This window comes from Providencia rettgeri (assembly GCF_023205015.1).
Taxonomy (GTDB): domain Bacteria; phylum Pseudomonadota; class Gammaproteobacteria; order Enterobacterales; family Enterobacteriaceae; genus Providencia; species Providencia rettgeri_E.
In genome coordinates this window covers 2,866,066-2,880,891 of record NZ_CP096258.1, presented here as the reverse complement: position 1 = coordinate 2,880,891, position 14,826 = coordinate 2,866,066, and the positions used below count along the sequence as shown (strand labels likewise).

Sequence of the window (14,826 nt, the reverse complement as noted above, 5' to 3'; positions counted from 1 at the left end):
CCTACCTACAACACGAACTATTTAGAGCATTGAATAGTTTGTTATATTTCGCGTTGTAGGGGGGCTTCTTTCGCTAACCTTAGTCATATACTGGTGTATGCTCCAAGGGATTAGCTCATTTGCCGCCTAGCGACAACGTGAATTATTATAAAAAATAACAGAAAATCGTCCTTAATATCTATTTATATATGTAATAAGGGCGATTTTTTTGTTGTATTTCAATATTTTCATTATTATTGTTTTTTTGAAATTAAAATTCAACTCATAATATTTCATTTTAATAAATGAATTGTTTATATATTATGAAATTATTCAGTTTTATTTACCAGCTAATTTAAAGTTAATAATTAAATTTTCACTTTGTACACTTTATTTTTTATGCTATAGATAATATCGATATTGAGCGGTTGTCTTTGGATTAAAAGATAATGATTTAATGATTATATAAATGCTAATTAAATAAAGTTGGAGATAAAAAGGAATTTTATCATGAAATGGAAATATCGATTTGGCGCAGTGGCTGGTAATACACTTGAATATTATGATATTGCTGTTTTTGCGGCAATATCGAGTTATCTCAGCGCAGAATTAGAGCGGCTAGGCTATAACCAAGCGACAGAGATGGTATGGGGTATATTTGCTTTGCGTTTTATTATTCGGCCTGTTGGTGGATACATAATTGGGCGTTATGCAGAAGAGGCGGGAAAGAAGTCTGCTTTAGTTTTAACTAGCTTGATAACTGGTATAGCAACACTTTGTATGGCAATGCTCCCCATCCAGCTTTTAGGTTCATATACACCGATAATCATTTTAATTTTGCAAATGGCTCTATCGTTTAGTTTTGCAGGGGAATATCCATCGCTAGTAACTTATTTAATTAGTAGTGCTAAACGAGCAGAATATGGACGAGTTTCTTCTATTATTTGTGGAAGTTCAGTATTAGGTGTGATTATTTCACTTTCTGTTGTTTTTGTTCTTGAACGTATTCTTGAACCTAAAGTAATGCAAGATATTGGTTGGAGGATACCTTTATTACTGGGAGTATTAAATATAGTTGTCAGTTTCTGGTTTAGAGTGAGGTTACCGAGTCATCCCTCAAAAGAGAAAAATAATTTTTCGATTAAGTGGAAAAATTTAGTACCTATTTTTCTTGTAACAATACCGGGAACAGTGATTTTCTTTGCACAAAACATTTCAACACCGTTGTTTCTTGAAGAGTTAAAACTAGTTGAATTTAAAACATTATATGGAATTATATCATCTACACTACTATTTGTTTCTATGATTGCTGTTGGATGGCTAACAGATAAATACAGTAAGCCAGAGAAAGTATTTAAACTAGGCATCTTAGGGATGTTTATATTTTCATTCCCTACTTATTGGCTGATGGGCACTCAATCTATTCAGTGGGTAATATGCATTCAATTTATAATAACAATCTATGCTGCAATGATTTTAAGTAATTTCTCATTCATGTTATGTCTATATTCTGAAGGAAAAACAGCTTCGTTAGCGTTAGGCTTTAATTTAGCAGCAACGATACTGGGTGGAATTACTCCTTTGCTATTTTCTTATTTTACTAAATTTAACTTGATGTATATTGGGATTTATTTGACATTATGTGGTTTATCAGGAGTTGTAGTCTATCAGATGAATTGTTTTAAACTAAAAGCATAGTTTTTTATTCCTTGCTGCAATAAATATAATCAAAGGTAATTATCATGAATATAGAAAATGGTTTATTTGAAAATGTATGCACTGAATTTTCGGATTTATTCTCAATATATTTTGATTGGGATGAAATCGACCTGACTTACTTCCGTGTTGATATGGAAAATAAAGAGATAAGTATAGTTTCAAATAATTATGAATGGCAGTTAATATGTTGGGATGATGATTTAGATCTTTTTATGGAGGAAAGATTGAAATCAAGCATCCAATACTGGGGTAACTATTCTGAGGCTTATAATATAACATTAGAAAAATCAACGAAGAATAAATTTAAAATAGATCTATGCGCAAGATATGAAAATTCATTTGAAATTACAACGGTAAATTCAAATAAGCAGCTCACATTATCTGAGATGTTATCTATTTATAAGCATCGTCCTATCATTTCGGAGTATGCCAACCAAATTTGGAAAAAAAATCCCGAGGTCACACTGCCTATGAGGGCGAATATTCCGATAACAACACAATTATTGGGGCAAACAAAGAATGTTGCACCGGAACTATTAAATCCTCAAAAATATATGCGTTTTGGCCATATTCGTTTTACACGAAAAGAGATGATAACCATACGCCTACTGCTTTCGCACTGTAAGGTAAAAGAAATCAGTTATATTCAAGGTTGTTCAGAAGCCAGTGAAAATAGACGAATTCAAAATATCAAAGAAAAATTGGGTTGCCCTTATGTATCATCAAGTGGCTTGTTTGCTGCATTAAAAGAGCAAGGCATTACATTGGCTTGTCTGGAAACACTTATCGATTTACCTCTCACAAACAGTATAATGAAGAATAGATGAAAAAGATCCGTTGATATGATTCAAAGGACTATAATTTGAAAAATAGTTGTTCATATAATGAGAGAAAAACATGAGTTTAAAATGGTCAAATAGCCGTGAAATCGGTGAAGCCCTGTATGATGCATTTCCAGATGTTGATCCGAAAACGGTGCGCTTTACCGATATGCACCAGTGGATTTGCGATTTAGAAGAATTTGATGATGATCCGCAAAAATCGAATGAGAAAATCCTAGAGGCTATTTTATTAGTTTGGCTGGATGAATTCGAGTAACGAGGGATTTATTCTAAAGACCGAGCGACTATTAGAAATAGTGCTCGGTTTTTTATTTTATATCAGCACTATAATGATATCCCTGTTGGCATTTATCAGTTAAGGTAATGCCATCTGCAGACAGAATAAATGGGCTTTTGCTGTCTGCAAAAATAGACAAAGTGAGAAAAACGATGACAAAACAAATTATGCCAGTAATGATTTCTTGTGAGCCAGCTGCACCTTGTTGGGGTGAGGGCGCATTGTTAAGCTCTAGTGATAAAGGGATGACAATCCACCTGAAACATGCAGGTAAATTATGCGCAGTACAAAGCGCTGGCCGTAAATTAGATGGCCAAGGGATCCGTAATGTTGCTTTGGCTGGCGAAGGTTGGGATTTAGAAAAAAGCTGGGCATTTTGGCAAGGTTTTCGTGCGCCAAAAGGGGCTAGAACGATTGAATGGCCTGTATTACCAGAAGCGGACCGCAAAGAATTAGAAAACCGCATTCGTACCATTGATTGGGTACGTGATGTGATTAACGCACCGGCAGAAGAATTGGGGCCAGAACAACTCGCACAACGCGCCATTGATTTACTCTGCACGGTAGGCGCACAAGATATTAGCTATCGTATTATTAAAGGTGATGATTTATTAGAACAAGGTTATACCGGTATTCATACGGTAGGTCGTGGTTCAAGTCGTCCACCTGTCTTTTTAGCGTTAGATTACAACCCGGGTGCCAACCCGAACGCCCCCGTATTTGCTGCGTTAGTGGGTAAAGGTATTACCTTCGATTCAGGCGGTTATAGCATCAAACCTTCTGCTTCAATGAATTCAATGAAAGCGGATATGGGCGGTGCGGCAACATTAGCGGGTTCATTGGCATTAGCGATTTCGCGTGGCTTACAAAAACGCGTGAAAATGTTCCTGTGTATTGCTGACAATATGGTTAGCGGCAATGCATTCAAACTAGGTGATATTATTCGTTACCGTAATGGCAAGTCCGTTGAAATTATGAATACGGATGCTGAAGGTCGTTTAGTATTGGCTGATGGTTTGATTGATGCGAGTAAAGAAAAACCAACACTGATCATTGATGCAGCAACCTTGACAGGCGCAGCAAAAATGGCAGTGGGTAATGACTACCATTCAGTATTAAGCTTCGATGACAAATTAGTTGCTGACTTAATGAGCGCGTCAGATGCAGAGTTCGAGTTATTTTGGCGCTTACCATTAGCAGAGTTCCATCGCCAACAATTGCCGTCAGGCTTTGCCGATTTAAACAACATTGCAGCACCATCTCATACCGCGGGTGCAAGTACAGCGGCAGCCTTTTTATCGCACTTTGTTGAAAATTATCGTCAAAACTGGGTGCATATTGACTGCTCAGCGACTTACCGCAAATCCGCGGTTAGCTTATGGGCTGAAGGCGCAACAGGTACTGGTGTAAGAACACTGGCTAACTTATTAATCAGTAAATCAAAATAGTAAATATTTGATTGATAACAGGCACGAGAAGGTGACTTTTCGTGCCTATTTTTTTACCTTGGCGTATTTGCGAGTATAATAAGCGATTCTTTTTCATAGCAGGGGATTGGCAATGTCGCAGCAATCGAATAATAACAGTTCCAACCAAGAAACTGAGATCCAATTTACGGAATTAACCGTGCCAAAAGGCTCATCACTGAAATTAAGTGTGTTAGAGGAACAACCGCAGGCGATTGTTGAGGCGCTGACTGAGTTTTTTAAACAACACAAAGTGGTCAGACGCGGTTTTATGGTCTCCGCAACAGAGAGTGATGCTGCTGAAGAAACGCCTATCTTAATGATAGCGTTGGAGTTTACCGTAGGTGCGGAAAATATTGATACCATAATTCATGAAGCAGGGACACTTGCGTGTGAGTTCTTAGCTGATGACGAATCTATTGATTTTTGTGTGGTGAATGAAAATGAGCAAGGGGTTAGCCACTTTATTACTCAACACGTTCAACCCTTTTATCAGCGTCGTCTTGGGAGCTTCTTACGCGATACGATCCCAGTAAAGAATACATAATGACCCTGTGATTAGAGTGAGAGAGTTTTTTCTCACTCCTAAAACCCATATTGCTCATTTATTAAATATATATTTTGCTTACTATTTAAAAAACAGCATTTCATTTTGCTGTTTTTCTCTCCCATCATTTTTCCGTTTTGTCTGATAGGTGTTTTTATCACATTCTGTTAAATTATATCGATAATTGAAACACTATCAGCAGCATTTATCTGTGTGTATTTTAAGCGATTTCAAGGTATATAGTACGGTTTTAACCTTCTGTTAAAACCTTAAAAAGAGAACACATTTAACTAATTAAAGGGCGGGCGGTAATGAAACAACAATCAAGTTGGGCTTCATTGGCGGGTCTCAAAACCAAAAAACGTTATTTAGCACTGGCATTGGCATCGGTAGTGGCATTAACTGGTTGTGATAATGCAGAAGAAACAACCAAAAATGAGTCAAATGTTTCAACCACAGCGCCAGAAAATCAAACCAAAACAGCGCCAGTTGCAGAGCAGAAAAAAGTAGCACCGAAACTTTCCACTGAAGAAATGATAAAAAAATATGCAGGGAAAGATTTAACTATTTTGGATGCATCTGAATTACAGCTTGATGGTGCGAGTGCCATGGTGGTGACATTTTCCGTGCCATTACAAGCCAACCAAGACTTCGGCCAGTTTATTAACCTTATTGATGTTAAAGCGGGTAAGTTAGATGGCGCTTGGGAGCTGTCTGATAACCAAATGGAGCTACGTTTTCGCCACCTTCCCCCCTCTAAAGAATTAAATCTAACCATTAACCCGGGTATTAAAGCGGTTAATGAGCGTACACTGGCCGACAGTTTTGAGAAAAAACTGACCACAGCGCAAATCATCCCAACGGTTGGTTTTGCTAGCAAAGGCTCCTTATTACCGAGTAAGGTTGCCCAAGGCTTACCTGTGATCGCCTTGAACGTTGATAAAGTTGACGTCAATTTTTTCCGTGTGAATGAAAAACAATTGCCGCAGTTTTTAGCGCAATGGCAATACCGCAGCAATTATGAATATTGGTATTCAGAAGAATTCCTCGACAAAGTGGAGCTGGCTTATACTGGCCGCTTTGACTTAAATCCAGATAAAAATACCCGCCAAACGATTTTACTGCCATTGAAAGATATCAAAGAGTTGCAGCAAGACGGCGTATATTTGGCCATCATGCAAAAAGCAGGCAGCTATAGTTACCAATTCCCTGCGACCGTCTTCACATTGAGTGATATTGGTGTGTCGCTGCACAGTTACCAAGACCGTGTCGACATTTTCACCCAATCCTTAGCGAAAGGCACTGCAATTAAAGGTGTTGAGCTGCGTATTTTGGATGAAAAAGGCCAGTTAGTGACAAAAGGCACGACAGATGGCGATGGTCATGCCCAGCTAGATAAATTAGCGGGCGGAAAACTATTACTGGCAACCCACGAAGGGCAAACCAGTATGATTGATTTAACTCAGCCAGCACTTGATTTATCTGAATTCGATATTTCAGGCCCCGAAGGCTACGCAAAACAATTTTTCACCTTTGGGCCACGTGATTTATATCGACCGGGGGAATTGCTACTGGTCAATGGTTTATTGCGTGATGGTGATGGTAATCCGGTTAAAACTCAGCCCGTTAAAGTTGATGTATTAAAAACGGATGGGCAAGTAGTCCGCAGCTTTGTTTGGCAGCCGGAAGAAAACCAAAATGGGCTATATCAATATCAATTTGAAATCCCTAAAAATGCAGAGACAGGCGGTTGGTCACTGCGCTTTGATTTAGGTGATGGCTCGCCACAGCGTTATTACAAATTTAATGTTGAAGATTTCATGCCTGAACGTATGGCGTTAGAAATCGTTGGCAGCGATGTGCCGCGTTTAACGGATCAATCCGTGGATTTTGATATTCAAGGGCGTTATTTATATGGTGCGCCAGCGGCAGATAACCAGTTACAAGGCCAAATTGTGTTAAAGGCCAATCGCGAAGCGGTAGCAAAATTACCGGGCTTTGAATTCGGTGCTGTCAACGAAGAGGGCTTACCACGTAAGTTGGATGAGTTTGACCTGACGCTGGACAGCAACGGTGAAACGGTGATTTCAATTCCAAACAGTAATTGGAGTTCAACACGTTCACCGATTTCAGCTGTTTTACAAGCAAGTTTGCTTGAAGCGGGTGGCCGTCCGGTGACGCGTCGTGCAGAGCAAGCGATTTGGCCAGCGGAAAAACTGGTGGGTATTCGCCCATTGTTTGCCAAAAAAGAAATTTATGATTACCGCACAGACCGTTATGTCAAACGTCATAATGTGGATGAAAACTCGTTAGCTGAGTTTGAATTAGTCATGGCAGATGCAGCGGGTAATAAACTGGCGGCAGAAAACTTAACAGCGCGTCTAGTGTACGAACGCCGTGATTATTATTGGAGTTGGTCTGAAAGTGGTGGCTGGTCTTCAAATTATGACCAAAAAGACCTCATTATGGCGAATGAAAATATTGCCATCGCCAAAGACGGTACAGCGAAAGTCTCCTTCCCTGTGGATTGGGGCGCATTCCGTTTAGAAGTCGTCAACCCAGAGAATCAGCTCGTTTCTAGCGTCCAGTTCTGGGCGGGGTATTCATGGCAAGATAATACGGGGGGAAGTGGCTCAGTTCGCCCTGACCAAGTGAAACTTAGTCTGAATAAGCCTGCGTACTTACCGGGTGAAAAAGCCAAAGTTCGTATTGAATCACCAAAAGCAGGGAAAGGGTACATCTTGCTCGAATCGAGTAATGGCCCATTGTGGTGGGAAGAAATTGATGTGCCAGAAAAAGGCTTAGATGTTGAGATCCCTGTCAATAAAGAGTGGGCTCGTCATGACCTCTACGTCTCAGCAGTTGTGGTTCGCCCAGGAGATGACTCTAAAGAAGCCACGGTGAAACGTGCTGTGGGTGTCTTGCATTTACCGATTGCAGATGAAAATCGTAAAATAGCGTTGGCACTAACGACGCCAGACAAAATGCGTCCTAATCAAGACTTGACGGTAAAAATTAAAGCGACCGCACAAGACGGCAAACCGTTACCTGAAAAAGTGAATGTGTTGTTATCCGCAGTTGATACAGGTGTATTGAATATCACGGATTTCAAAACACCGGACCCCTATGACGCTTTCTTTGGTCGTAAACGCTATGGTGTTGATCAATATGACGTTTATGGTCACTTAATCGAAGGCCAAGGTAAGGTTGCTAACCTACGCTTTGGTGGTGACAGTGAAGAGGCTGCATTAGAGCGTGGTGGTATGAAGCCACTCACTGAAGTGCAAATTATTGCTGAGCAGGCTAAGCCTGTTACATTAAATAAAGACGGCGAAGGTGAAATTAGCCTTGCTATCCCTGATTTTAACGGCGAACTCCGCGTAATGGCGCAAGCATGGAATGAAAAAGAGTTCGGCCATGCGGATAGCAAAGTGATTGTCGCGGCACCATTAGTGACACAAATGTCAATGCCACGCTTTATGGCTGGCGGTGATAAGTCTTATTTTGCACTTGATTTGACCAATATGACGGATAACACGCAGAATGTGACTGTTAATTTCAAGGCATCAGGAATGGTGAAACTTGATGGTGTCAGTAGCCGTGAACTAGCGTTACCGAAAGGCAAACGCACCACGATTAACTTACCAGTCAAAGCAGACTACGGCTTTGGTGAAGGCGAAGTGTCGATGACCATTAATGGCATTAACATTCAAGGCGAAGCCAATAAAGATTACAGCAACAGTTGGAAAGTGGGTGTTCGTCCGGCACAACCGGCAGAAACCGTTTCGTTTGCAACCGCGATTGAGCCAGGTACTTCATGGGCGCTGCCAATTAACCAAATTGCGGGCCTACAGCCGGATACCATTGAAGGACAGGTCCTGTTAACGAGCCGTCCACCGTTAGATGTTTCTCGTTATATTAGAGAGTTATTTGCTTATCCATACGGTTGCTTGGAGCAAACTATCAGCGGGTTATATCCATCATTATTCTCAACTCAAGCTGAGCTGAATAAAATAGGGATTAAAACGCAAACGGATGCAGACCGCCATAAAGCGATTGAAATTGGTATTCCGCATTTGTTAAGTATGCAACGTAATGATGGCGGGTTCTCGCTGTGGGATAGAAACGGCCGCGAAGAGTATTGGCTAACCGCATATGCAGCAGATTTCTTGAATAAAGCGAATCAGCGTGGGTTTACGGTTCCCCAAGAAGCTATCAGTAACGCGAACACGCGCTTATTGAGCTATTTACAAGATGGCAACCAAATCAATTATCCTTATACGGAAAATCAGGCAGGTGCACGTTTCGCAACTCAAGCTTATGCAGGCTTAGTGTTGGCGTCACAGCAAAAAGCGCCTTTAGGAGCATTACGTCAACTTTATAACCAAAGAGATCATGCCGCGAGTGGCTTGCCGCTTGTACAGTTAGGCGTTGCGTTGAACTTGATGGGGGATAAATCACGTGGTGAGAGCGCGGTGATTGACGGACTGAAAAAACAACGTAATCGCTACAGTTATGTCGGGGACTACGGCTCAGTGATCCGTGATGATGCGATGATTGTTGCGCTGTTAAATGAATATAATTTAATGCCAAAATCGCGCGATCAAAAACTGCAAACCTTGTCTAATAACTTGACTTCTCAACGTTATTTCTCGACACAAGAGAGCAACGCGTTGTACTTAGCCGGCCGTTTCTACTTAAATGAAAGTGAAGCCCCATGGAAAGCAACGATTAATGGCCAAGAACCTCCGATGGTTTCAGATAAACCTGTGAGTGAGTTCTTGAGCAAAGGTCAATTAGAAACAGGCTATAGCATCGAAAACAGTGGAACCAATACCCTATATACACGCTTAAACGTAGTGGGTTATCCACAACATTCACCGAAACCAAGTTCCAACGTACTAGGTATCACTCGCAGTTACTATGATATGAAAGGCAATCGCATTTCATTAGATAGACTAAGAAGCGGTGAAATGGTGGTGGTTAAGCTGGAAGTTCAGGCATCCCAAAGTGTGCCAGATGCGTTAGTGGTTGACTTATTGCCAGCAGGTTTAGAGTTGGAAAACCAAAACTTAGCGAATAGCAGTGCAAACTTAAGTGATTCGGCACCAAACTTGCAAGAACTGATTGATGATATGCAGCAATCACAAATTCGCCATATGGAATACCGTGATGACCGTTTTGTAGCTGCTGTTGAAGTTCAGCAATATCGACCAACGACATTAGTTTACTTGGCACGTGCGGTCACTCCAGGTGTTTACAGTATTCCTGTCCCACAAGTGGAATCAATGTATGTCCCTGATTGGCGAGCGACAGGCTACTCTGATGGCCAATTAGAAATCGTCCGTTAATCACCGCTAAATTGAGCCCTTATATAAAGCCCTTATATATAAAGTATAAGGGCTCTTTTTAATTTATTTTTGGTACTCCCAGCAATGAAAAAATGGTTACGTCGCACAGGCATCACACTGGTTCTGTTGGTCATTATTTTGCCACTGGCTTTTCTAGCGGCTGATAAAATCTGGCCGTTGCCGCTTAAGCAAATTGAAATGGCACGAACCGTGGTTGCAGCAGATGGTACACCATTGTGGCGCTTTGCAGACAAAGAGGGTATTTGGCGTTTTCCGGTTACACTCGAAGAGGTTTCCCCTGATTTTATCGAAGCGTTATTAACCTATGAAGATCGCCATTTTTATCGTCATCCGGGAGTAAACCCGTTTTCGTTAGTTAGGGCTGCGGGGCAGTTTGTGAGCTCAGGGCGTATTGTGTCAGGTGGTAGTACCCTTTCGATGCAAGTCGCAAGGCTAATTGACCCTCATGAAAGAACATTGGGCGGTAAGCTGAAACAGCTTTGGCGTACAGCACAGCTTGAGTATCACTACTCAAAAGATGAAATATTGGAGATGTATTTAAACCGCGCGCCTTATGGTGGAACCATTGAAGGGATTGGGGCCGCTAGCTGGGTATATTTGAATAAGTCACCGGCAAAATTAACAGCAAGCGAAGCTGCGCTTTTTGCTGTTCTACCTCAAGCCCCTAGTCGCTTAAGGCCAGATCGTTATCCAGAAAGGGCACAAGCTGCTCGAGATAAGGTGTTAGACCGATTAGAAGAATACCAAGTCTGGAGCCCTGAAAAAGTTACGGATATTAAACAAGAACAAATTTGGTTAGCACCGCGAAAAAATCCACATTCAGCTCCCTTGCTGGCAAGGCGGGTGACCAAAGGTGCGCAAGAGTCCATCATTGAAACCACTATCGATGCCAGTTTACAAAGGCAGCTGGAAGATATGGCAATGAATTGGAAAAACCAACTGCCAAAACAAACATCATTGGGGATTTTGGTGGTCGATCATACGGATATGGCTGTGAAAGCGTATATTGGCTCCATTGATTTCCAAGATGATAGCCGTTTTGGGCATGTCGATATGATAAGCGCTTGGCGCTCCCCCGGCTCAACGTTAAAACCATTTTTATACGCATTAGCGATGGATGATGGCCTCATCCACGCGGAATCGTTATTACAAGATGTTCCGCGGCGCTTTAATGATTATCGTCCCGGTAACTTTGACAGTGGTTTTAATGGCCCTGTGAGTGCCAGTGATGCATTAGTTCGCTCATTGAATTTACCCGTAGTGCAGTTGTTAGACGTGTATGGCAGTAAACGATTTACGGCTCAACTTCGCAATGTTGGGACTGAACTGCGCTTTCCGTTAGGCAGCGAGCCAAATTTATCGCTAATTTTAGGTGGCACAGCCACACGGATGGAAGATTTGGTTTCCGCTTACAGCGCATTTGCGCGAAAAGGTTATGTGTCACCGCTGCGCTTTAAACCAACGGATGAAATTCGCGATAGGGTATTGATGTCACCGGGAGCTGCGTGGATTGTGCGCCGCATTATGGGCGGAGAGGCGCGTCCTGTACCGGATACTAACTTATCAGGGCAAGTAAATTTGGCATGGAAAACAGGGACCAGTTATGGTTACCGTGATGCGTGGGCAATTGGTGTTAACCCACGTTATACCATCGGTGTTTGGGTTGGGCGGCCAGATGCCACACCTGTTGCAGGGCAGTTAGGTTTTGCTACAGCGATCCCTATCATGAATCAAATAAATGGCATGTTACTGAGCAAAATTTACCAATCTCATGAGCCGTTACCAAAAGATGTGAAGCCTGCAAGTGTAAGCCAAGCGGTGATTTGCTGGCCGGGAGGCACATCATTACTGAAAGATGACAATAATTGCCGCCAAAGGCGTCTTAGCTGGATCTTAGATAATACAATCCCACCGACTTTAATGGCGCGAGACCAAGAGTCACTATTAGGATTAAGACAAAAAATTTGGGTCAATGAAAAAGGGCGCCAAGTTGCCGCTGATTGCCCGAATGCCCAAGAAAAAGAAGTGCATTTATGGCCAATTACGGTGGAGTCATGGTTGCCAAACAGTGAAAAACGGGAGAATCGGTTACCAAAAGTGGATCCAGCTTGTCCTCCTATGAAGTTAGAAATGCCGCCATTATTGATTTCTGGTATCCGTGATGGGGAAGTTTTACAGCGTCTACCTGGAAAAACCAGCTTAGATTTACGTTTAATCACACAAGGTGGACAAGGGCAGAAATGGTGGTTTTTAAATGGAGAACAAGTGAATACAACCGAACAAAACGGTTCTATTTTGCTAACACTGGATAAAAGTGGAAACTACCAAATTTCGGTATTAGATTTAAGTGGCCAAGTAACGGCGATCAGCTTTAGAGTGAAGTAATAGAGGAAAAATGTGACTTACCCGAAAAAATAGTGTTTTTTGCTATAAAAAGTTTAACAAAATGTTGTTGTGACTGTAGGAAATTGTAATCAGAGCCCCTATAATCATCGCCTTATTTTTCTTTTTCCTAGATAGGGTTGCTTTTGAAGTTTAAAAGCCTAACAATAGAATTAGAAATAATATAAAAAACTACAACATGCCTATTTTAAGTTCTTGAATCCTAAGTTACAGGGAAGAATAAAGAATAAAGGCCTAATGAATCGCTAAGAGGTTATTTATGACTGTTCAACGTACATTTTCTATTATTAAACCAAACGCTGTGAAGAAAAACGTTATTGGTGCAATCTACAACCGTTTTGAAAGCGCGGGTTTCACTATTATCGCGGCTAAAATGATGCATTTAACTCGTGAGCAAGCTGAAGGCTTCTACGCTGAACACAAAGGCCGTCCTTTCTTTGAAGGTCTGGTTGAATTCATGACTTCAGGCCCTATTATGCTGCAAGTGTTAGAAGGTGAAAATGCAATCCAACGTCACCGTGACCTGATGGGCGCAACGAACCCAGATAACGCATTAGCGGGTACTTTACGCGCAGATTACGCAGACAGCTTCACTGAAAACGCAACTCACGGTTCAGACTCTGAAGAATCTGCTGCCCGTGAAATCGCTTATTTCTTCACTGCTGATGAAATCTGCCCGCGCTAAGACTTCTTTAACTAATGCATTAGCATTATTGTTATAAAGTTTGTACAATGCGACGCCCTGCTATAATTAGCGGGGCGATTATATTTTTAAGACCGCAAAAATTACGTCGTGCTATATTCATCATTAGCACTGCCGAAAGTGTAACAACGAGGCAATACACCATGTCTGATATGACGACAGATGCACAATGTGCAACTTCTTCCGCTATTTCTGTCACACCAGAAAAAACGAACCAAAAAACGAATTTACTTGATTTAAACCGCAAACAAATGCGCGAATTTTTTGCGCAAATGGGTGAAAAACCGTTCCGCGCGGATCAGGTCATGAAATGGATTTATCATTATTGCTATGATGATTTTGACCAAATGACCGATATTAATAAAGTCCTTAGAGCAAAACTGAAAGAAGTTGCAGAAATCCGTGCGCCAGAAGTCGCTGATGAACAACGTTCATCAGATGGTACCATCAAGTGGGCCATCAAAGTGGGTGACCAACTGGTTGAAACTGTGTATATCCCAGAAGCAGATCGTGCAACATTGTGCGTTTCTTCACAGGTTGGTTGCGCATTGGAATGTAAATTCTGCTCTACGGCGCAACAAGGTTTCAACCGTAACTTACGTGTTTCAGAAATTATTGGGCAAGTTTGGCGTGCTGCCAAAATTATTGGTTCACTGAAATCCAGTGGACGTCGTCCAATTACCAACGTCGTAATGATGGGAATGGGTGAGCCATTATTAAATTTGAATAATGTGGTTCCAGCCATGGAAATTATGTTAGATGACTTCGGTTTTGGATTATCTAAGCGTCGCGTAACGATTTCAACATCGGGTGTTGTACCTGCACTGGATAAGCTAGGCGATATGATTGATGTTGCGTTAGCGATTTCGTTGCATGCGCCAACAGACGATATTCGCGACGATATTGTTCCAATTAATAAAAAATACAATATTGAAACCTTCCTCAACAGTGTGAATCGTTATTTAACAAAATCGAATGCCAATGCAGGACGAGTAACCGTTGAATATGTGATGTTAGATCACGTTAACGACAGTGTTGAGCAAGCACATCAATTAGCGGAATGTTTAAAAAACACACCGAGCAAAATCAACTTGATCCCATGGAATCCGTTCCCAGGAGCGCCATACGGTAGAAGTTCGAATAGCCGTATTGACCGTTTTTGTAAAGTGTTGATGGGATATGGTTTTACCACAATAGTGCGTAAAACACGCGGTGATGATATCGATGCTGCCTGTGGACAACTTGCTGGCGACGTGATCGACAGAACAAAGCGGACGTTGAAAAAACGTTTAGCAGGGGAACCTATTCAGGTAAAAACAGTCTGATTTATAAATATGTTTGAATCAGTGAATTAGGTTATGATTTAGGGCGTTTTAGAGTTAGGCAAAACGCCTTTGTTCACCTACAATAGTAGAAGCAATAAGAAAAATTTAATTGTTGTTTCAACATGATGATAAATTATTGACGAATAAAGCTGCTCAATGCTTGCTTTATATATTTTAAACTTGGAAATAGTGT

At 41.3% G+C, this 14,826-nt stretch carries 9 protein-coding genes; all 9 read left to right on the top strand.

Going from position 1 to position 14,826, the window contains the following annotated elements; translation table 11 throughout:
* Positions 1–489: 489 nt before the first annotated feature.
* The 9 genes from M0M83_RS13120 (at position 490) to M0M83_RS13080 (ending at position 14,633) form a co-directional block, all read left to right on the top strand.
* Positions 490–1,677 (top strand): MFS transporter, encoded by a 1,188-nt coding sequence (locus tag M0M83_RS13120; RefSeq protein WP_248466704.1) that lies wholly within the window; start codon positions 490–492, stop codon positions 1,675–1,677.
* Positions 1,678–1,721: 44 nt separating this feature from the next.
* Positions 1,722–2,525, top strand: a complete 804-nt coding sequence (locus tag M0M83_RS13115) for a helix-turn-helix transcriptional regulator (protein WP_248466703.1) — start codon at positions 1,722–1,724, stop codon at positions 2,523–2,525.
* 70 nt (positions 2,526–2,595) lie between these two features.
* Positions 2,596–2,796: a Fe-S cluster assembly protein IscX gene (gene iscX, locus M0M83_RS13110; protein ID WP_004912658.1), complete on the top strand. Its 201-nt coding sequence runs from the start codon at positions 2,596–2,598 to the stop codon at positions 2,794–2,796.
* 173 nt (positions 2,797–2,969) lie between these two features.
* Positions 2,970–4,265 (top strand): aminopeptidase PepB, encoded by a 1,296-nt coding sequence (gene pepB / locus M0M83_RS13105; protein ID WP_125892168.1) that lies wholly within the window; start codon positions 2,970–2,972, stop codon positions 4,263–4,265.
* 112 nt (positions 4,266–4,377) lie between these two features.
* Positions 4,378–4,830 carry an enhanced serine sensitivity protein SseB C-terminal domain-containing protein gene (locus tag M0M83_RS13100; RefSeq protein ID WP_125892166.1) on the top strand — a complete coding sequence of 151 codons (453 nt, stop codon included), beginning with the start codon at positions 4,378–4,380 and terminating at the stop codon, positions 4,828–4,830.
* Positions 4,831–5,141: 311 nt separating this feature from the next.
* Complete coding sequence (locus M0M83_RS13095) at positions 5,142–10,181, top strand: alpha-2-macroglobulin family protein (RefSeq protein WP_248466702.1); 5,040 nt, start codon at positions 5,142–5,144, stop codon at positions 10,179–10,181.
* A gap of 84 nt (positions 10,182–10,265) precedes the next feature.
* The gene (gene pbpC / locus M0M83_RS13090; RefSeq protein WP_248466701.1) at positions 10,266–12,587 is read left to right on the top strand and encodes a peptidoglycan glycosyltransferase PbpC; all 2,322 of its coding nucleotides are present in this window, start codon (positions 10,266–10,268) and stop codon (positions 12,585–12,587) included.
* A gap of 277 nt (positions 12,588–12,864) precedes the next feature.
* Entirely contained in the window at positions 12,865–13,290 is a 426-nt protein-coding gene (gene ndk, locus M0M83_RS13085) for a nucleoside-diphosphate kinase (RefSeq protein ID WP_004264899.1), read from the top strand.
* A 161-nt stretch (positions 13,291–13,451) separates the two neighbouring features.
* On the top strand, positions 13,452–14,633 hold the full coding sequence (locus M0M83_RS13080; RefSeq protein ID WP_125892160.1) for a bifunctional tRNA (adenosine(37)-C2)-methyltransferase TrmG/ribosomal RNA large subunit methyltransferase RlmN: 1,182 nt from the start codon (positions 13,452–13,454) through the stop codon (positions 14,631–14,633).
* Positions 14,634–14,826 lie beyond the last annotated feature (193 nt).